General features: G+C 51.4%; 17 protein-coding genes. 6 read left to right on the top strand and 11 right to left on the bottom strand.

Translation table 11 applies throughout. From position 1 onward, the window contains the following. Positions 1–60: 60 nt before the first annotated feature. The 7 genes from gltA to lpxC all read right to left on the bottom strand — a co-directional run bounded on the left by gltA (position 61) and on the right by lpxC (position 9645). Positions 61–1485, bottom strand: a complete 1425-nt coding sequence (gene gltA, locus VMT62_05560) for an NADPH-dependent glutamate synthase (protein ID HVN95874.1) — start codon at positions 1483–1485, stop codon at positions 61–63. After that, the gene (locus tag VMT62_05555) at positions 1482–2339 is read right to left on the bottom strand and encodes a sulfide/dihydroorotate dehydrogenase-like FAD/NAD-binding protein (GenBank protein ID HVN95873.1); all 858 of its coding nucleotides are present in this window, start codon (positions 2337–2339) and stop codon (positions 1482–1484) included. Before VMT62_05555 ends, gltA begins: the two co-directional genes overlap by 4 nt. Further along, positions 2332–4533, bottom strand: a complete 2202-nt coding sequence (locus VMT62_05550; GenBank protein HVN95872.1) for a molybdopterin-dependent oxidoreductase — start codon at positions 4531–4533, stop codon at positions 2332–2334. Before VMT62_05550 ends, VMT62_05555 begins: the two co-directional genes overlap by 8 nt. Further along, a complete protein-coding gene (locus tag VMT62_05545) occupies positions 4530–6410 on the bottom strand; it encodes an NADH-quinone oxidoreductase subunit NuoF (GenBank protein HVN95871.1) in 1881 nt (626 codons plus the stop codon). Before VMT62_05545 ends, VMT62_05550 begins: the two co-directional genes overlap by 4 nt. Then, positions 6403–6852: an NAD(P)H-dependent oxidoreductase subunit E gene (locus tag VMT62_05540; protein HVN95870.1), complete on the bottom strand. Its 450-nt coding sequence runs from the start codon at positions 6850–6852 to the stop codon at positions 6403–6405. Before VMT62_05540 ends, VMT62_05545 begins: the two co-directional genes overlap by 8 nt. Before the next feature lie 253 nt (positions 6853–7105). Continuing rightward, a complete protein-coding gene (locus tag VMT62_05535) occupies positions 7106–8158 on the bottom strand; it encodes a DUF933 domain-containing protein (protein HVN95869.1) in 1053 nt (350 codons plus the stop codon). A gap of 233 nt (positions 8159–8391) precedes the next feature. Continuing rightward, positions 8392–9645, bottom strand: a complete 1254-nt coding sequence (lpxC, locus tag VMT62_05530) for a UDP-3-O-acyl-N-acetylglucosamine deacetylase (GenBank protein ID HVN95868.1) — start codon at positions 9643–9645, stop codon at positions 8392–8394. A 279-nt stretch (positions 9646–9924) separates the two neighbouring features. Between lpxC and VMT62_05525 the strand changes: the two genes are divergently transcribed. After that, positions 9925–10095 carry a hypothetical protein gene (locus tag VMT62_05525; GenBank protein ID HVN95867.1) on the top strand — a complete coding sequence of 57 codons (171 nt, stop codon included), beginning with the start codon at positions 9925–9927 and terminating at the stop codon, positions 10093–10095. Positions 10096–10247: 152 nt separating this feature from the next. Here VMT62_05525 and VMT62_05520 read toward each other — a convergent pair whose 3' ends face one another. After that, the gene (locus VMT62_05520; protein HVN95866.1) at positions 10248–11672 is read right to left on the bottom strand and encodes a DEAD/DEAH box helicase; all 1425 of its coding nucleotides are present in this window, start codon (positions 11670–11672) and stop codon (positions 10248–10250) included. A 297-nt stretch (positions 11673–11969) separates the two neighbouring features. On the opposite strand from VMT62_05520, the gene VMT62_05515 reads away from it, so the two are divergent. Continuing rightward, entirely contained in the window at positions 11970–12863 is an 894-nt protein-coding gene (locus tag VMT62_05515; protein ID HVN95865.1) for an alpha/beta hydrolase, read from the top strand. A gap of 39 nt (positions 12864–12902) precedes the next feature. Here VMT62_05515 and VMT62_05510 read toward each other — a convergent pair whose 3' ends face one another. After that, positions 12903–13769 (bottom strand): glycosyltransferase family 9 protein, encoded by an 867-nt coding sequence (locus VMT62_05510; protein ID HVN95864.1) that lies wholly within the window; start codon positions 13767–13769, stop codon positions 12903–12905. Positions 13770–13959: 190 nt separating this feature from the next. On the opposite strand from VMT62_05510, the gene VMT62_05505 reads away from it, so the two are divergent. Both VMT62_05505 and VMT62_05500 read left to right on the top strand, forming a co-directional pair. Beyond that, entirely contained in the window at positions 13960–14907 is a 948-nt protein-coding gene (locus VMT62_05505; protein ID HVN95863.1) for an IS1595 family transposase, read from the top strand. A gap of 14 nt (positions 14908–14921) precedes the next feature. After that, the gene (locus tag VMT62_05500) at positions 14922–15086 is read left to right on the top strand and encodes a hypothetical protein (protein HVN95862.1); all 165 of its coding nucleotides are present in this window, start codon (positions 14922–14924) and stop codon (positions 15084–15086) included. Positions 15087–15092: 6 nt separating this feature from the next. Here VMT62_05500 and VMT62_05495 read toward each other — a convergent pair whose 3' ends face one another. Next, entirely contained in the window at positions 15093–15989 is an 897-nt protein-coding gene (locus tag VMT62_05495; GenBank protein ID HVN95861.1) for a hypothetical protein, read from the bottom strand. Positions 15990–16088: 99 nt separating this feature from the next. Between VMT62_05495 and VMT62_05490 the strand changes: the two genes are divergently transcribed. Beyond that, positions 16089–17036, top strand: coding sequence for an LD-carboxypeptidase (locus tag VMT62_05490; GenBank protein HVN95860.1), 948 nt, complete (start codon positions 16089–16091; stop codon positions 17034–17036). Positions 17037–17096: 60 nt separating this feature from the next. Then, positions 17097–18683 (top strand): AAA family ATPase, encoded by a 1587-nt coding sequence (locus VMT62_05485; GenBank protein HVN95859.1) that lies wholly within the window; start codon positions 17097–17099, stop codon positions 18681–18683. 197 nt (positions 18684–18880) lie between these two features. On the opposite strand, the gene VMT62_05480 is transcribed toward VMT62_05485, so the two are convergent. Continuing rightward, positions 18881–19087, bottom strand: a complete 207-nt coding sequence (locus tag VMT62_05480; GenBank protein HVN95858.1) for a hypothetical protein — start codon at positions 19085–19087, stop codon at positions 18881–18883. Positions 19088–19445 lie beyond the last annotated feature (358 nt).

The following is a 19445-nucleotide window of genomic DNA, read 5'->3' as shown; positions in this document are numbered from 1 at the left end:
GAATATTCTTCGCCTGCCTGGTTCACAGCGAGCCTGCTCGTCCCGGGGAGGTCTTGCGTGTTACTCTACGCCTGTCGTCAAATATTCGTGCATGGACCTTGCCGCCTTTCGTCCCGCGCCCATGGCAAGGATGACGGTTGCCGCCCCGGTAACAATGTCGCCGCCCGCCCATATGCGGCTTCGGGTCGTCTTTCCGGTTTGCTCGTTGGCCACGAGCGTTCCGTGGCGCGTGGTGTCAAGGCCGGGTGTGGTGGAGGGAACGAGCGGGTTCGGGCTGTTCCCGATGGCGCAGACCACGGCATCCATTTCAATGCGGAAATTCGAGTTTGGCACCTCAACGGGCTTTCTTCTGCCTGACGCGTCGGGTTCGCCAAGCTCCATCTTGAGGCATTCGATCTCCTTGAGCCATCCGTTTTCGTCACCGATATATCTGACGGGCAGGGTAAGCATATTGAAAATCACGCCTTCTTCCTCGGCATTCTCACTTTCCTCAAGCCGTGCCGGGAGCTCTGCATGGGATCTGCGATAAATGATACGCACCTCATCGGCCCCCATCCTGAGTGCGGTTCGGGCCGAATCCATAGCTACATTTCCACCCCCTACCACGGCGACCTTCCTGTGCTTCTTGATAGGTGTTGAAGAGTGGGGGAATCGATACCCCTGCATGAGATTCATGCGGGTCAGGTACTCATTCGCCGAATAAACCCCGTTTAAGTTCTCACCGGGAATGTTCATGAACCAGGGCAGGCCCGCACCCGTCCCAATGAAGATCGCGTCGAATGCGTCGAGGAGTTCATCGATAGTCCGTGTCTTGCCCACCACGAAATCGGTAATGACATTTACCCCAAGACTTTTCACGTAGGCGACTTCTCGTGCCACTATGGCCTTGGGCAGACGAAATTCGGGAATACCGTACGTGAGAACGCCACCCGCTCTGTGAAGCGCCTCAAAGATGGTAACCTCGTGGCCCAAGAGAACCAGATCGCCGGCCACGGTGATCCCCGCCGGACCCGAGCCCACAATCGCCACCTTCTTTCCGCTCGATTTGGTTTTTGGTGGGACGTCCACCTGACCGCTGTGTGCCTCCCAATCGGCGAGAAATCTTTCCAACCGGCCGATAGCCACCTCAGCGCCCTTGTTTTTCAAAATGCACTGCGATTCGCACTGGGATTCCTGAGGGCAGACCCTTCCGCAGACAGCCGGCAGACAGTTTTTTTCTTTGAGTTTCTTGATGCCTGCGGAAAAATCATTTTGCACGATGCACGAAATGAAGCCAGGGATGTCTATCTCTACGGGACATCCGGTGACGCACCTCGGCTTCTTGCACTTTAAGCAACGGCTTGCCTCGCTGAGTGCCAATTCCGTGTTGTAACCTAGCGCCACCTCGCTAAAGTTGTGGCTCCTCATCTCTGGAGACTGTTTGGGCATGTCTCTTCGATTGAGGTCGATCTTGCTTTGTTTTTCGGGGGTTTTTTCTTCGTTCATGCCTGGCACTTCCCTTCTTTATGGGCCTTAGTGTGGGGCTCGCTATGTCTGAAAAAGAGTGTCTCTTCGCTCATGTACGCCTTACGTCTCGAGAGAAATTCCTTCCAATCCACCTTGTGGCCATCAAATTCCGGGCCGTCAACACAGGCGAATTTCATTTGACCGCCTACTGTAACCCGGCACACACCGCACATACCCGTCCCGTCGATCATGATGGGGTTTAAGTTCACGAGCGTGGGAATGCCGAGTTCCCTCGTGACCTCTGATGTGTGGGCCATGAGATAGGTGCAACCGTTCACAATGACTCGGTCGGGAGGCTGGGGCAGGGAGTGGATGATCTCCGTGAGCCTCGTAATATGTCCCTTCATGCCGAGACTCCCGTCTCTCGTTACGCTAAAGATCTTCTCAGAGAGACTGGCAAACCTCTTTGCCCAGTAAATGAGGTAAGAACTCCTGGCCTCGAGTACGGTAATCACCTGGTTTCCGGCGGCTTTCAATTCCTTCGCCACCGGATAGATGCTGCCGATGCCGTAGCATCCAGCGATCAAGAGAACCGTACCGAACCGGCCGATCTCAGTCGAATTTCCGAGCGGGCCGACGCACGTGGCGACCGCATCATCCTTTTCAAGCGACGCAAGCGCCCCGGTGGAAGCCCCTACCTCCATGAAAACGGTGGTAACGGTTCCCTGCTCTTTGTTCCAGTCCGCGACAGACAGGGGTATCCTTTCGCCTTCATCGTTTGCACGGATAATGACAAACTGGCCCGGCCTTACCTTTGACGAAATCTCCGGGGCCTCAATCACAAGGAGGTGCATGTTAGGAACTATCATGGTCCTTTCAATGACTCTATTCATGGCATCTCCTTTGCTCTATGACCCGCATGCCCGGGACAATATCCTGAAGATCGATCCCCCGGTACATCTGTTGCCACGGTTTGCGCGAAGTCCCCGGTCCCGCCCGACGTGTACCGCTCGCGCCCAGATCGGTCTGTCTTGCGCCGATTTTCCGAAATTCCAGTCTGCTTTTTCCATCGAAGAAACCCGCCATCTGTTTCTTTATTTCCGCCTGTATTGCAGAGAGCGATCGGAATTTTAAGGCATCCTTACTGATCTTTTCTGAAATCTTACTCATAATCCACCAGTCAGGCCTGGATTCTGCATACGGTTCCGTGGCCTTGCGCACCTGCAACACCCTTCCCTCCATGCTCACGACCGTGCCGGGCGTTTCGCTGAACAGGCTTGAAGGAAGGATTAAATCCGGCTTGCGTGAAGATGCGGGCGGCAACGCATTCTGGTAGATGAGGAATTCGCAGTGAGGCATATTTTCCAATTGTGCTTCTCCGATGACATAGCCAGCCTTTCGCGGCTTGCTCATATTCACAGACGCCAAAAGACCCTTCTTAAGCGTGAGGGTCGTCCCCCTGGAACCATTACGGAGCAGCTCTCCTCTGTTAATACCGGGGAAAGCCCCCATGGACAGAAGCCCGAGAAGGTTCGTATAAGGATGCGCGACGATCACATTCCAGCCGAAGTATTCCTTCATCTTCATGATCTTCTCAAAAAGCTCGCCACGCTTTCGTGAAAAGATCGCCTCTTCTCCCATGACAATCACCTTGTGGGACGACCTGCGGCCTTTTCCGTTGCCAGGCGTCTTGCCCATGAACTTATCCAGGACTGACGGCCATTTCGTAGCGTCGAAGCACAGGGCCTCCTCGGACAGCATATCGAGGTTGGATCCATAGCCATTGAGAGTTATAAGCGCTACCCCCCCTTTCGCGGCCTCTTTAATTCTGATGCCAAGCGGCGTAAAACCGTATGTTGCATCGAATCCGACCGCGACGATTGTGTCGGCTGAATCGATAACGTCGAAGGGACTTGCCGCCAACGTAAGGTTGAGAAATGGGACAAGGTCCTCCCCCAAATCAGAAATCACAGGGGAGAGAATCTCATCTGTACCGATCGCGCCTCTGGCCAGATGGCAGGCCATGAAGAGATCCTCATTGGTGAGCTGAGGTGAAACAACGAAAAGCATGTCCTCGGGTCTTGTTTCGGACAACTTCTGCGCCGCCAGGTCTAAAGCCTCATCCCAGGAGATGTCTTCATAACCCACCGGCGTCATACGTTGGGGGTGTGAGAGGCGTTCGGAGCTGCACACGTATTCGGGCACAGCGAAACGCCCTTTCACACAGAGAAGACCCCTGTCCAATGGCGAATCGTAATTGGGGAGTACGTCTATGGTCTCGTTATGCTTGATCTGAAGCATAAGCTCACAGCCCACGGGACAGTAAAGACAGGTTGTTTTGACCTCTGCGTCAGGCTTACCGTACCATTTACTCGTCTTTGTACTGAGCGCTCCTGTGGGGCAAACGGTCACGCAGGCCCCGCAGAATTCACAGCCGGCATCCAGATGGGAGCGGTCGAAGGCCGGGCCGATGGTCGTCGCCTTGCCTCGCTGTTTGAAGCTGAGCGTTCCGTTGAGACGCACCTCGCTACATACACGAACACAGCGCCCGCAGAGAATGCAGAGATTGTAATCTCTATCGTAGAACGGATCGAATTTCTCTACCGGAAAGTTGCGATAGTAAACAGGGTATGATGTGTCCGCAAGACCGATCCTTTCGGTAATGAGCTGAAGTTCACAGCGCTCGTCGTTTGGACAGTACCGGCAGCCTGTGGTTACCCCTACCTTCCTTATGGTGCCCTGGTATTGTTTGCACTCGCCCTGCTCGGTGCAGAACAGACAACTGGCCGGATGTTCGCTCAAGAGTAGTTTGAGCACCTCCTGGCGAAGTGTCCTGATCTCCCCGGTATCTGTCCTGATGACCATTCCGTCTTCCACCGGCGTAGTACAGGACGTAGGAAAGCCCCTCAAGCCATCCACCTCAACGACACAAAGCCTGCACGCACCATACGAGGGAAGGTGCTCGAGAGTACAGAGCGACGGTATGTAGATGCCATGCTCCTTGGCGGCCTGCAATATGGTGAGATGTGGTTTCACTTCAACTTTTCTGTTATCGATGGTAATGGATAGTCTCTTTTCTTTTGTCATGATCTCTTCTCCGCGGTCCGGATCACGATAGCATCGCCCGCAATGGCGTCGTAGCGACAAATTTCGTAACAGGAGCGACACTTTATACACTTTGTCGCATCAAGGTTGTGAGGTTCAGACCTTGGTCCGGTTATGGCCCCGGTAGGACAAACCCTCACGCAGGACTGACATCCCGTGCACTTCTCCTTTATGACGCGATACTCGATGAGGTCCTTACAGACAGTTGCCTTGCAGCGATGGTCCTTGACGTGCTCGAGATATTCGTTCCTGAAGTATCTCAGTGTGGTAAGAACCGGGTTGGGTGCGGTTTGGCCAAGACCACAGAGGGCACCCTTCTTGATCGTATCGCCTAAAGTCCGAAGTGCCAGCAGGTCCTCAGGATTTCCCTCGCCGTGGGTAATCCTGTCAAGGATTTCTACCATGTGCCTCGTGCCGACCCGGCAGGGCACGCACTTTCCGCACGACTCTTTTTGGGTAAAATCCAGGAAATATTTTGCCACATCCACGATACAGGTATCATCGTCCATGACGATGAGACCCCCCGAGCCCATGATAGAGCCTGCCGCAGCGAGCGATTCATAATCCACGGGAAGATCGAGAAACTCTTCGGACAGACAGCCTCCGGAGGGTCCGCCCGTCTGGATCGCCTTAAAGTTTTTTTGCACGCCCCCCCCGATGTCGAAGATGATTTCTCTCAAGGTTGTACCGAGTTGGACCTCGATCAAGCCGGGACGCCTCGTCTTACCTACGAGAGAAAAGGTCTTTGTGCCCCGATTGCCTTCTTTTCCGAATTTGGTATACCATTCCGCTCCATTGCGCACGATATTGGGAAGGGTTCCCATTGTTTCTACGTTGTTGATAATCGTGGGCATTCCAAAAAGTCCCGATATGGCTGGAAAGGGTGGCCGGGATTTGGGCATGCCCCTCTTGCCTTCTATGGAACCGATAAGGGCGGTCTCCTCACCACAGACAAATGCGCCTGCCCCCTCCTTGATTTTGATATCAAAATTGAAACCTGAGCCGAGTATATTCTTACCGATGAGTCCGCACTCCTTCATCTGTTGAATCGCCCTCTTCAGGCGCTCTATGGCGAGCGGATATTCGGCCCTTATGTAGATAATGCCTTTGCTTGCGCCTATGGCATATCCCGCGATGAGCATGCCTTCGAGCACCGCATGGGGATCGGATTCTATAAGTGATCTGTTCATGAAGGCGCCGGGGTCCCCTTCATCGGCGTTGCAAATAAGGTATTTCTGATCGCCCGGGGCGTTTCTACAGACCATCCATTTCTTGTACGTGGGGAAGCCCGCGCCCCCGCGCCCCCTGAGTCCTGCCTGCCGCACAACCCCTATGACCTCATCCGGCGACATGGCGAGGGCCTTGACGAGGCCCCGGTATCCGTCTACGGCGAGGTACTGGTCTATATCTTCCGGGTCGATGAGACCACAGTTGCGTAGCGCAATCCTCACCTGAGGTTTCAACATGGGGAGCTCATAAAACTGCGGGATGCCGTCAAAATCCTTGGCGCCGAAATGGCCGAGGGCAAGCTTTGCATGGGGCGTACCGTCGATCAAGTGTGATTTCAGAATCATGGAAAGTGTTCTGGCGTTTACGTTGTTGTAACTCACTCTCGGTTGCCCCGGCATCTTAATGTCCACAAGCGGTTCGAGGTAACAGGGTCCGATGCACCCGACCTCGACCACCCTCGCCTTCACGTTCTCCTCTTTTATGAAGTTGTCGATCTCCGTGAGGAGCTCCAGTGCCCCTGCCGCCCTGCCACAGGACGCTGCGCCCACGAAGATAATGGGTTCTTTATTATTCTCAACCGATTCCCACTTCTTCTTCGCCGATTCGATTCTGCTCTCTAATTTATTCATATTTTTTTAAGAGCTCCGTTAGTTTATTTACCGACATCCTGCTGTATATATCGCGATCAATCTGTACGACGGGAGAGAGGGCGCAACATCCGAGACAGGCAACCCGTTCCAGGTCATAGCGTTTATCTTCGGTGGTCTCCCCGCAGGTGATGCCGAGGTCGCGCTCAACCATTTCGAGCAGGGTGGCGCCCCCCTTTACATGACAGGCTGTGCCGAGACACACTTTGACCGAGTGACGTCCCGGCTCGGTAAATCGGAATTGGGCGTAGAAAGACGAGACGCCGAATATCTGGTTTTCCGAGATCTTCAAATGGCGGGATATCTTTGATATTGATTCCGGACCAACGTAGCCGATTGCTTTTTGGACGTCCTGCAGGATAGGGATCAATTCATCGGAAGTCCGTCCATGTTTCTTGAGAATCGTTTCAATCGCATCAGGCATAGATTTCCCCTCTATGCCACGTACCTGTGGCGTTACCGAAAAACAGACGCGCTACGTTGAATGCGAGTTCGCAGACGAGGTTCCATCAATGAATAGCAGTGAGGAAGAGTGTGTGTTGCACCGACGCTTTCCATAACAACCCCTGCGTATCAGATTATTAGTAAGTTAAGGTTTCTGTCAAGTGAAATCTGCGAAGCCCCGTAAAATGGCGCCTCTCAGTGTTTGTGGGCATCTCAAGAATGCGTATGAAATATTAAGTGCCCGCCCTGATGGTGAGGATATCACCGTCTTTGACCACATAGGTCTTGCCTTCAAGCCTCCATACGCCGGCCTTCTTGCATTCCGCCATTGAGCCATGCCTGATAAAATCATCGTAGGACATGGTTTCAGCGCGAATAAATTTTGCAGCGAGATCGCCGTGTATGGCCCCGGCGGCATCCTGGGCGTTACTTCCTTGCCTCACGGGCCAGGCGCGACACTCGTCTTCTCCTACGGTGAGGAATGAGATGAGCCCCAGGGTCTCATAGGCAAGCCGTATGATGCGGCCGCGTATCGATTCGGCAATGGCATACTCCTCCATAAAGACCGTCCGTTCGGCGTTATCCATTGCAGCGAGTTCGCTTTCAAGCTTGGCCGAGGCCCATATCACGGGAGATTCGGGAAAGCGTAAGGCGAGATGTTCCGCGATCTTTTTGGCCTGGTCCACCGCATGCTCCGATGCGTTCACAAAGATCATGAGGGGCTTGAGGGAAAGAAACTGATAACCCCGAAGTGTCCGTAATTCCTGCGGGTTGAGCGCGAGGCTAAACAGGGGCATCTCTTCGTTGAGGTGGGTAAGACAGCGCGCGAGGAGAGATTCTTCCTGCGCCTGGCCCGTATCACCCTTCTTCCCCTGCTTGCGCATCCTTTCGAGGCGGGTCTCAATCTGCGCCATATCAGAAAGAATAAATTCCCCTTTCATTGCATGAACATCAGCTGCCGCTTGCTCAGGGGTTTTCTCGTCGAAGCAGCCCACGGTGAGAATGAAGGCATCGCTTGAGCGCATCTGTTGGAGCGTTTTGGGGTTTATCGCCTTATCCGGTGCGTCACCCTGGCTGATGGCTACCGAATCGGTGACTTCTACCCTGGCATAGACGGTTTTTTTCGGTTTAAAGACAGTGCTCAGCATATCGAGGCGCTCGTCAGCTACATCGATGGCCGTGACGGCCGTCTTATCGGAAAACCCGGCCTCGCACTGCGCTCCGCTTAGGGCCTGAAAAAGCGTTGTTTTACCGGACAGGGCATGACCGATGATAGAAATATACATTTCCACTCCTCAAGGACAACCAGATACGTTTTTGGTCAGTATGTATCAGCTTTTGGTGTGATTGTACTGATCCAGACGAAATTTAAGTCACCTTGTGACTCAAAGGATATTATACCCAAAATTCCCGAAAAGTAAATATGCCATGGGTATCCCGGTTAAAGGGCGGAAAGGCCTATTCGAGCCCCGGCATTGGGATGAAAAGCGGCAGGCGTTGCGCTTCCCTGTTTCGCTGCTCAGAGAAAGCGCCTCTTCAGTTCTTTGACCAGGGCTATGTTTTCGAGATGGCCCGTCTGTTTTGCCCTGATTTTGCCGAGTACTGGCCTGTTGAGGAGATAGATGTCACCGATGAGATCGAGGATCTTGTGGCGCACGAACTCATCCTGAAACCTGAGTTTTGTGTTGATGACGCCGTTGTCGTTTAAGAGAATCACATTGAGGATAGCGTTGTCAACCCTGCCTCCCGAACCCAGGCCTTTCTTAGCGAGCTGCTCAAAATCCTTGATAAAGCTGAATGTTCGTGCAGGCGCAATGTCGTTCACGTAGGATTGCCTGTTACCCGAGAAGCGATACGTCTGCCTGCCGATGGGTGCGGCCTGTTCCAGTTCGTATTCTACCTCGAAAGTCTCCGAGGGCTCGATGGAAAGAAGCTTGCCCTGGGCAAGATTTGTCAGCTCTATTCGTTCCGTGATCCTCAAAGGCTCTATGCCTTCATCCTGCTCCACCACACCGGACTCTTCGATCTTGTTGCAGATTTCGATGGCCGAGCCGTCGAAGTTCGGTATCTCCTCACTTACCTTTACGAGAAGGTTGGTGATGCCGCACATATGACACGCTGAAAGCAGATGTTCGATGGTCCGGACTGCGCAGTTCTTGCCTTTTACCGAAGAGTTGTTGCCTACGGAAAAGGCGTAATCGATGTAGGCCGGCACGCGCTCCCCGTCGGGGATGTGCTCGAAGACAATGCCGGTGTTCTCCGGCACGGGAAGCAGAATCATGCCCGTCTTGACTCCGGAGAAGAGTCCCACACCGTAGACGACAATGCTTTTTCCGATTGTTCTCTGTTTGAGTTGTCTCAATCCTTTCGAACTTTTCAGTTTGAAATCTTCCGTTTTGCCTTTGGATTTATACTCCGTGCCGAGGCCCCTTAAGACCACCTCCAACACTTTGTCTATAGAGAGCGGTTTCTCAAGAAAATCAAAGGCCCCCATCTTCACGGCCTCTACTGCCGTGGATATGGTTCCATGTCCCGATATGACGATGACGATAGCATCCTTGTCCTGTTCTTTTATCTTTTTCAAAACCTGAATGCCATCGAGCTCGGGCATCCATACGTCGAGAAGGACGATGTCCGGCTTTTCGCGCTCAAAGAAGGCGAGCCCTTCCTCCCCATCTACCGCCTTGAGAACCGAGAACCCCTCATCCTGAAGAATGGACGAGAGCGTATCAAGGATGTCTTTTTCATCATCGATGATCAATACCTTGTGCATGGTGCAATATTCTATACGAATTGGCCACCGGTTACAACATGTTCAGGCAAAGCAGAGCCTTTGTCGTTACCCTGTTTAATGTGGCCTTGACCCACGGCTTAACCCAAAGCCCTGCGGCATCCCTCACGCAATCGTGCGGGGGCGAAAAGGTGGAGCGCATGGTGCGCGAAAGCTATGCCGCTTGTTTACCTTGACAAAAAAATCAACTTTTTTTATCGTATTACTGTTATTTTTTTTACTTTTGCCGATAATTATCTCAGATGCTTACTAAGGGTCTATATGGATGAGTTCTTTTCTCAAAATGACCTCGACGCCCTGTTCGGCGATATCGTAGCGGGAACACAGCAATTGGAGGGGGCTGAAGAGAAGAGTGCCGTCGAATGCGCGGAGGGAAGCGAGAACCTCTCGCAGGACCAAATAGACGAACTCTTAAAGATGTACAGGAGTTAGCCGGGACGCTTAAGTCGCCCCGTCTACCTGTGGCATGGATTTGTGACAAAAACCGGCGGATATAGACAGGAGCATCGCGATGCCCGCAGAGCCGCGAGCGCCTCTTCGATCCCTCTCGGGATGACTGGCAAACCGCGTCTTACACTTGGGGATTAGCGCCGTCTCTTGCCCGAAAAGCTTCTGACAGTCCTCTTCTTGAATGTGCGACGATTACGAAAACGTTCCTCTGTTGTTGCTATGAATTCCTCCAGAGAATCCTGGGGATAATTTTCCTGATATTCTTTGCCATTTTGCTCCATGGTTATTTTGAGCAGGGCGGCGGCGATGTCGAGCGAGGTGTAGTCCTCGGTTAAGAGGGGCTCAATAAGCTGTCCCATCTGTTCAAGGCCGCCCTTATCGATGACGGCTTTTATTTTGTCGAGAAGTGCCGTTATTCTCAAGGCCTCAACGTCGTCAAGGGTGGGTATCGGTCTGCGTGCTATCTTGGTGGCCGCGAACGCCTCGATCTCACGGAGTTTGTAAATCTCCATTCCTACCACAAAGGTGAAGGCCTTGCCATTCTTGCCGGCCCGGGCGGTCCTGCCGATCCGATGAACATAATACTCTTCATCCTGCGGGATGTCGTAATTAAAGACCGCTTCAATATCCTCCACGTCAATACCCCTCGCCGCCACATCGGTCGCTACGAGAATCTCCGCGGAATTTTTCTTGAATTTGTCCATGGCGTGCATGCGTTCCGGTTGTGTCATGTCTCCGTGCAAACCCGATGCGGGATATCCCCTGGCTTCGAGATGCATGACCACGTCATCAACCCTTCTCTTCATGTTGCAGAACACGAGTGACGATTTGAAACCGTACATATCGATAAGACGACACAGAACATCGAGTTTCATACCTTCTCGCACCTCGAGATAGTACTGTTCAACAAGGGGTACGGTTAACTGCTTGTGCACAACTTTTACATATTCGGGTTCTTTCTGATACCGTTTGGTGAGATCGAGGATAGGCTTGGGCATAGTGGCGGAAAAAAGCAGTGTTTGCCGCTCTCTTGGGGTTCTTCGGAGGATAGTCTCTACATCGTCGATAAAACCCATGTTGAGCATCTCGTCTGCTTCATCAAGCACAACCATCTTTACGTTTTCGAGCTTAAGGGTACCCCGGTTGATATGGTCGATGGTGCGTCCGGGCGTACCGATGATCACATGCACGCCGTTCTTTAAGATTTTGAGCTGCCGTTCTATGGGCTGCCCTCCGTACACAGGCAGAATGACTACCTCATCCTTGTACCTGAGAAGTCTTTGCAACTCTTCTGCCACCTGTATGGCGAGCTCCCTCGTGGGACAGAGGATGATAGCCTGTGTTTTCCTGATTTTCGGATGAATTGATTCGAGAAGTGGGATGCCGAAGGCAAGGGTCTTGCCCGTGCCCGTCTGCGCCTGGCCGATGATATCCTTCCCCTCGAGTACGAGTGGGATCGATCGCGCCTGAATGGGGGTCATCTCCTCAAATTCCATTGCCTGAATGGCCCTGCGGAGTTCCTTTGATAATGTAAGGTCTTCAAATCTCTCTTGTGCCATGATCATTCCTTTTGCGTTTTAAATTGTAGCCGTGAATCAATCTATGAGCGACCCAATCGATTGGGCGGACGAAAAAGACTGTTCAATTGACTGCACAACGCACTATTATATCACATGATGCGCACGTATAGCAAAGGCGGCCCGATCAGGTGGCTGTGAGAATGTCTGCTCACCTCCTGTGGGGTGGATAAGCCGCGAGCCCGTATCGCGACAGGACGACTACGACACGGGAAGCGAGGATGCCTTATATTGTAGATTGAATATGCTGAAAAACATGGGAAAGATGAGGATGACGCAATGGTGAGCGAGAACGCCGAAAAAGTGTTGAGGATGGCGAAGGAGCAAACCCAACTCAAGGCGGCGTCCATGGAAGAGCTTCGGCGGAATCTCGAGGCGTTTTATGCGCGCTTTCGCTCAGAACAGATGTGCACGATGGAGCCCGTTCGGATTGGCCACATACCTGCCTTCTGGATTTTTACTGCTCAAGCGCCCATGGATCGAGTGGTGCTCTTCTTTCACGGAGGGGGTTTCACGGTAGGATCAACCAAAGATCATCTGGAGCTCTGCGAAAGGATCGCTTACACCTCAAGATGCCGCGTATTAAGCGTCGATTACCGCCTTGCCCCCGAACACATCTTTCCCGCAGCCCTTGATGATTGTGTTAAGTCCTACCTCTGGCTCATCAACGGAGGAATAAGCCCGCGGCTTATTGTACCCGTGGGTTTGTCGGCCGGAGGAAATCTCGTGTTAACCATGCTGTTCAGGCTGCGTGAAAATTCTCTTCCTCTTCCCAAAGCGGCGGTTTTACTCTCGCCTGCCGTTGACCTTGCCTTAAGCCGCCCATCCGTGGAATCAAATACCCTGAGCGACTGGCTTGGGAAAGACAACCTTGAGATGGCGAGACGGGCCTATCTGAGAGGCCACGATCCTAAAGACCCGATGGTTTCGCCAATCTACGGGAGCCTAACGGGTCTTTCTCCCCTCTTGATCCAGGTGGGCACCCATGAAATTCTCTTTGATGACGTGAAGGAGTTTGCGAAGAACGCAAAAGAGGCTGGGCTTGATGTTACCTTTGAGGCCTGGGAGAACATGTTCCATTGCTGGCAGGCCTTCTCAGCGCTTCTTGTCGAGGGCAGACAGGCGATCGACAGCATAGGGGTCTACATGAGAAAAGCCTTTGAGACCCGATGACTAAAAAGCGTTGTGGAGTGTGCATGGCCGGGGCCGGCTTCACCACGTCCCGGACTCGTGAAGCCTGAACAGGATTTCTCGTACGGTCTTCTCGACCACGTGCGCGGAAAGTCCGCTCGCCTCCGATCTCAATACGAGATTGTCTCCTCGCGGATGCCAGATCGCCGGATCAAAACCGCTAAATATGGTGACGGTGAAAAGACCTGATGCGCCGGCGAGGTGCGCCATACCCGAATCATTCGATACAAAGATGCCTCCCTGTGCGAAAAAACGCTGTATCTCTTTTAAGTCTTGAAGAAAAACCTTGCGGCCCGCATTGAGCTTTAGATCGATAGATTCAAGCACGGTCACGTCAACACCTTCTGCCTCTAACAACGCATAGAGCGCGAGGAAATTTCCGGGATTCCATTTTTCCTTGGTAAAACCCTTTTCCGGATAAAGGATAACCCTTGATGAGATGCTCGGGACAGGCTTTTTCTTCAAAGGCTCGATACCGTACGAGCGAAGCTGAGTCAGCTCATAATCCTCGATATGCATCTTTTGCCCGTTCGTCTCGATCATACGGGCACCGAAGGCTCCTTCGGGATACATATCTATGAACATGATCTCTTCTTCCGAGTGGCCCTGCCACCTGCTTCTCAACCTCGTTTCGCGATCCTTTCCGATAAAGATCACCTTTGCCCACCCCGGGCCGGTCAGCTTCTCCGAAAACAGATAGAGCCATTTTCTCGACTCAATGGACTCAACGCTCGCGAAGTATTCACTGAAAAGCTCAAGAAATCGTCTGTTGCCGAGGCCAACGAGCCTGTTGCCGAAATGCTTGCGCAGAGAATTAAAGATCGATTCGGACAGGCAGACGTCGCCTAAGCCGCCCAGGTGGATAAGAAGAATTTTGTTATCACTCAATGGCTTTGACCGGAAAGGATATGCTTTATTACATCTATCATTATCCTTTTTGCGTCATTCACGACAGGCAAAAGGATCGGCCAACATTTTAACCAAAAGAGAAAAGAGTATAAAGGGAAATCTTGGTAATATTATACTTGACATCCCCACCTGCATGTGCTACACTTAAGAATAGAAAGGAGATAGCACAATGAACCAATCAATAATATCAGCCGAACGCTTTCACAATGAGGAAGAAGCCTACAAGTTTGTTGAATCGAAGCTCTGGCCTAATGGCCCCGTGTGTCCTCATTGCGGTACGATTGGGAGAAGCGGCAAGCTCAATGGGAAAACTTATAGAATCGGTCTTTACAAGTGCTATGCCTGCCGCAAGCCGTTCACGGTGAAGATCGGGACTATTTTTGAAGATAGCCACATTCCATTAAGATATTGGTTACAGGCTATGTATTTCATGTGTACTTCAAAGAAAGGGATTAGCGCGAACCAATTGAGCCGCACTCTTGGCGTTACGCTTAAAACAGCTTGGTTTATGACCCACAGAATCAGATATGCAATGGAACAGCATCCAGAAGGCCCGTTCTATGGCCCCGTTGAAATGGATGAAACTTATGTCGGCGGTAAATTCCGTACAGGCTCACACGCAGTTAAGCCAGGGAAACGTCCGAAAGACAGGCTATCTCCATTCGATAATAAGGCGGCTGTTGTCTCTGTGTTACAGCGTGGCGGCTCTGTTCGTTCTTTCCACGTGCAACGAGTCACAGCAAAGAACTTGAAGCCTATCGTTGAAGAAATGGTTGCTGAGAACGCTCATCTGATAACCGATGAATCTACGGTATTGGAGAGCGTAGGCGCAAATCGAAAACACTCACAAGTGAACCATAGCGAGTATGAGTATGTTCGCATAGAAGGCGATGAAAAGATCACCACAAACAGCATCGAGGGCTATTTCAGCATCTTGAAGCGTGGCATCAACGGCGTGTATCATCATTGCGGCAAACAACATCTTCACAGATACCTTGCGGAGTTCGATTTCAGATACAATAACAGGGTAAAGTTGGGCGTTGATGATGAGCAAAGAGCAGACAAGGCATTGTTGGGCGTAGTCGGCAAGCGTCTCACCTATACGACGCCTGCTTGAAGATAAGGGGATTTATGAAGAAGAAAAAAGAAAAGCCGAAAAAGAAAAACGTAGAGATAAGAAACGAAGAAGAATCTATGCGCTTCATAGAAAAAGCAAAAGAGCTACACACAAAAGGCACAGACGAAAGGTTTGAGCAAGCCTGTGCCATTATTATGAAAAAAAAACATCCTCAATGAATTTCGTCAATACCATAGTTCCGATGTATTGATAAGAAATTTATACCTGTTGGGAGCGTTATCTTTTAATCTATTCTTCAATAACCACTCATTATATAAATCGTTAGATACTTCCGCGCTGTCACATTCATTTTTCCAGTTTTCAATGAATTTTCTATCCATTAAATCACACTTATATCTTCCTGTATCGAACAACGCTTGAATAGATTTTCGTAAATCACGCTTACCCGTACAGTACTCATCGTAATATTTCATTATCTCTCTGCTATACAGGTCTGCTGCTTGTATTTCAACCCTGTCCTCATCTGTAGCAAACGTCACAGAATCAATGCACTTAGCATATTGATCTTGCCATTCCGGCAAACTTATTAACCATTGGTACAGAGCAGCGGTTCCAGGATTTGTTTTTGTGTTTATATCAAAAGTGAAGGAAATTTTTTCTTGTGGCGTTAACCGAGATGCAATCCTAACAAAATGGCCGATAACAAAATGGAAACAAAGATATGGAATATCGTCCGCACGTTCGGGGAAATAACTTCTAAAACTTTCTATATCTATGGCGGTACCGTAACCAACCAATTTAGTTTCCGCAAGCATGTTGGTCAGATCACAGTAAAGCTGTTTATTTTCTTCGTGGGTATTGTTCTGGTATTTATTAAGATCAGAGTCACAATCGGAAGCATGAAAGGCGATGCCCTTTATGCGTTTATTCCAAGAAATTGCTAAATTGTCCCATTCTTCTTGCGTTCCAACAATAACCGATACAGCGTAAAATCTGTTCATTTTTTGGTCGTGACTTTCATCTCCAAAAGCATAAAGCATTATTACTATCCTATTTTTTCTTGCATCTCGTATTTCCTCAATAGTTGGCACTTTATATAAAGGTTGTTCATTATTATCCAAATTCTATCCCCCTCCCTTGGGGATGTCAAGTATTATATTACCGAAATCTTTCACCTTTTCGGCTTGCGGGCATGCGCCAGTCTGTGGTAGATTCGGCTCATGAAAGCGGTCAAGCCAAAGGCGCTCAAACGGGGCGATAAAATCTGTATCGTCTCTCCCGCCTCGCCGACACTCACAGAGTCTTGCTACGAGCGGGGAAGCCTCGCGCTAAAGAGCATGGGTTTTAATGTGACCGCGGGCAGATACGTTCACAACAAACATCTGCTTTTTGCCGGTGAGGCGCAAAAGCGCGCCGATGATATCAACGCGGCATTTCAAGATAAATCGGTCAAGGCGATTTTTTGCAGTCGCGGCGGCACAGGTACGTCACAGATACTTCCCTACATCGATTTCTCGATAGTCAGGGATAATCCGAAAATATTTGTAGGCTACAGCGATATTACGGCCATCGAGATCGCCATCTTCAACCAAACCGGGCTCGTAACGTTTTACGGTCCCATGGTCTCTACAGATTTCGGCAAAGACCTAAGCCCTTACACCAGAAACAACTTCCTTAATGCGATCACTGAGACCGAAAAACCGTTAGAGCTCACAAATCCGGTGAACAGAGAGATCCTCACCGTTTGCGCGGGTAAAGCTGAAGGCCTGCTTGCAGGAGGATGCCTCTCCATCGCCGCGGCAACGCTTGGCACCGCGTACGAACTGGACACCAGGGATAAGATCCTCTTCTTCGAGGATGTGGATGAAAAACCGCATCGTATAGACAGGTATCTTATGCAACTCATACTTGCGGGCAAACTACAACAAGCCAAAGGTATAATATTCGGGACGTTTACGAGGTGCAGCTACTTGAAACGCGACGCCTACCAAAAATACGGCGTCACCCTCATGGATATCATCAAAGACCGCATAACGTCTCTCAATATTCCCTGCATTTTCGGTCTCGCATTCGGCCATGTGACAAAGAAACTGACCATCCCTGTGGGCGCCCGCGCTGTACTTGATGCGACAGAAGGCAGGGTAATCATTAAGCCGGCCGTTCAATGAGCCTTACGTGTGTGCCGCCCTCAAGGCCTCCATGAACGCGCGACCAATCAGGCAAAGCCCATGAAAGACGGCCGCAACGAGCGCACAATCGACGTAAATCCAGAATTCCGTCGGGCACTTCATATCATGGAGAACACGACCCAACACGCCTTCATCACGGGAAAGGCGGGTACGGGTAAATCCACGCTTCTCGACCATTTCCGGCGCACGACCGCAAAGGAGGTGGCAGTTCTTGCCCCCACCGGCGTTGCGGCCCTGAACATCGAAGGTCACACCATACACTCCTTCTTCAATTTCAAGCCGAATGTTACCCCGGAAAAGATAAAAAAAGTGAGCGGCGCAGACGGCCATCTTTACAGGCAATTCGATACCATCATCATCGATGAGATCTCCATGGTCAGAGCCGACCTCATCGATTGCATCGAGAAATTTCTCCGCTTGAACGGCCCCTCACGGGGCGCATGCTTCGGCGGCATCCAAATGGTTTTTATAGGCGATCTGTATCAGCTTCCGCCGGTGGTTACCGCGGGGGAAAGGGAGATATTCAGCCACCGCTACGAGTCGCCCTATTTCTTTTCCGCCCAGGTCTTCACAGAGCCAGGCTTCGACATGGAGTTCATCGAGCTGGAAAAAGTATATCGGCAGACAGACCCGGATTTCATAGCGCTCCTCAATGCCATCCGCAACAGGACCTGTACAGGGCAAGATATAGAAAGATTAAACGAGCGCTGCCTGCCCGATTACACGGCGCCCGATGACCGGTTCTCTATCACCCTTACGAGCACCAACGACCTCGCCGTGCAGGAAAATTTTGAAAAACTGAATGAATTGCCGGGTCAGATCATGGAGTTTGGCGGCGCCTTGACCGGGGCCTTTGACAAATCGTCACTTCCTGCCGAAGAGAGCTTGAAGTTGAAAGTGGGCGCGCAGATCATGCTCGTCAATAACGATAAATTCGGTCGGTGGGTGAACGGCAGCCTCGGCATGGTCCTCGGCATAGGAGAGGATGAAGAGGAAGACAGGGCAGTCCTCGTGGAGCTCGAACACGGTGGAACCGTACCGGTCATACCTCATACCTGGGAGATCTTTGAGTATCTCTATGACAGATCGACAAAACGGATCGCCACGCGCAAAGCTGGTTCCTTCACTCAATATCCGATCCGCCTGGCCTGGGCCGTAACCATCCACAAGAGTCAGGGAAAGACCTTCGACAGTGTTATCATCGACACGGGCCGGGGCGCCTTCGCCCACGGGCAGGTGTATGTGGCGCTCAGCCGCTGCGTCAGTTTTGAAGGCATCGTGCTCAAGAGAACGATCACCAAGGCGCAGATCCGCATGGACTGGCGGGTGGTCAGATTCTTGACGAGTCTCAAGTACCGAAAGGCGGAGGAGGCCGCAGGCGTTGATGAGAAGCGAAGCATTATTGAGGACGCCATACGGCGGGGCATGGATCTGGAAGTCACCTACCTGAAACCGGACGATACAAAGTCCACGCGAACGGTGCGGCCTATCGCTCTCGAAAAGATGCATTACAAAGGCAAGGCCTTTGAGGGACTTCGCGCCTACTGCCGCCTTCGCATGAGCGAGAGAACCTTCCGCATCGAACGCATCCTCGAGCTCTCTTACAGTACCGGGGACTTTGCATAGGAGATCTCACACGGGAATCGTGATAGGCAAAGACATGCGTAGTGCCATGATTGCCTCATCGGCATATTAAACCGTCCCCTATCCGGGCGCCCTCCAAAAGAAGTACCCTTCCACAGTGCTCAGGGTATGCAAGACGTATATCAGCGATCAAGCTGACAGGAAGATGGCAGTGCGATTCCTCTCGCTTTAATCCCGCTTTACATGGGCGTTGTCGGAAGAAACAACGCAAAGGCCGCACCCGTGGGATCGAGCATCATACTGAAATAACCTACCTCGGGGATTTCAGTGACCTCCGCGAGGATCGTGGCGCCGAGCCCCCTCGCCTTTTCGGTCGATTTAGCGATGTCATCGACCAGCACATAGGGCACCCATTGAGGCAGCGCATCCGGCATGGGGCTCTTCATAATGCCCCCCCGTACCCTCCCCTACCTTGATTACGGTATAGTCCATCTCCGGTACATCCTCGAGCGTCCAGTTAAACAACGCACCGTAGAACTCTTTTGCCTTTGCAGCATCCTGCGTATGCAGCTCCACGTGAACAAAGGGATTCCCCATATTCTCCTCCTTACATATAAGGTAGTTTCGCGCCTCGCCTCCGTCAAGCCATTAATGTTAACCCGCATCTTATGCAGCTTCCATCCTGTGATCGTATTCGAAGCTGAATATTAAGGACGCAAGAAAGGGCATCCCGATACGCCCAAATATCGAGAATGGGCAAACGGAATGCTCGGAACACTTCAAATAGATCTTGATTCAAGAAGA

The sequence above is a fragment of the Syntrophorhabdaceae bacterium genome, assembly GCA_035541755.1.
GTDB lineage: Bacteria > Desulfobacterota > Syntrophorhabdia > Syntrophorhabdales > Syntrophorhabdaceae > PNOF01.
Note: the sequence above shows the minus strand (reverse complement) of the source record. Positions and strands in the feature narration are given on the sequence as shown.

Excerpts from the sequence above, each read along its gene's own strand:
- gltA (HVN95874.1), bottom strand. The coding sequence starts at position 1,485 with ATGAACGAAGAAAAAACCCCCGAAAAACAAAGCAAGATCGACCTCAAT.
- VMT62_05555 (HVN95873.1), bottom strand. The coding sequence starts at position 2,339 with ATGAATAGAGTCATTGAAAGGACCATGATAGTTCCTAACATGCACCTC.
- VMT62_05550 (HVN95872.1), bottom strand. The coding sequence starts at position 4,533 with ATGACAAAAGAAAAGAGACTATCCATTACCATCGATAACAGAAAAGTT.
- VMT62_05545 (HVN95871.1), bottom strand. The coding sequence starts at position 6,410 with ATGAATAAATTAGAGAGCAGAATCGAATCGGCGAAGAAGAAGTGGGAA.
- VMT62_05540 (HVN95870.1), bottom strand. The coding sequence starts at position 6,852 with ATGCCTGATGCGATTGAAACGATTCTCAAGAAACATGGACGGACTTCC.
- VMT62_05535 (HVN95869.1), bottom strand. The coding sequence starts at position 8,158 with ATGTATATTTCTATCATCGGTCATGCCCTGTCCGGTAAAACAACGCTT.
- lpxC (HVN95868.1), bottom strand. The coding sequence starts at position 9,645 with ATGCACAAGGTATTGATCATCGATGATGAAAAAGACATCCTTGATACG.
- VMT62_05525 (HVN95867.1), top strand. The coding sequence starts at position 9,925 with ATGGATGAGTTCTTTTCTCAAAATGACCTCGACGCCCTGTTCGGCGAT.
- VMT62_05520 (HVN95866.1), bottom strand. The coding sequence starts at position 11,672 with ATGGCACAAGAGAGATTTGAAGACCTTACATTATCAAAGGAACTCCGC.
- VMT62_05515 (HVN95865.1), top strand. The coding sequence starts at position 11,970 with ATGGTGAGCGAGAACGCCGAAAAAGTGTTGAGGATGGCGAAGGAGCAA.
- VMT62_05505 (HVN95863.1), top strand. The coding sequence starts at position 13,960 with ATGAACCAATCAATAATATCAGCCGAACGCTTTCACAATGAGGAAGAA.
- VMT62_05500 (HVN95862.1), top strand. The coding sequence starts at position 14,922 with ATGAAGAAGAAAAAAGAAAAGCCGAAAAAGAAAAACGTAGAGATAAGA.
- VMT62_05490 (HVN95860.1), top strand. The coding sequence starts at position 16,089 with ATGAAAGCGGTCAAGCCAAAGGCGCTCAAACGGGGCGATAAAATCTGT.
- VMT62_05485 (HVN95859.1), top strand. The coding sequence starts at position 17,097 with ATGAAAGACGGCCGCAACGAGCGCACAATCGACGTAAATCCAGAATTC.
- VMT62_05480 (HVN95858.1), bottom strand. The coding sequence starts at position 19,087 with ATGAAGAGCCCCATGCCGGATGCGCTGCCTCAATGGGTGCCCTATGTG.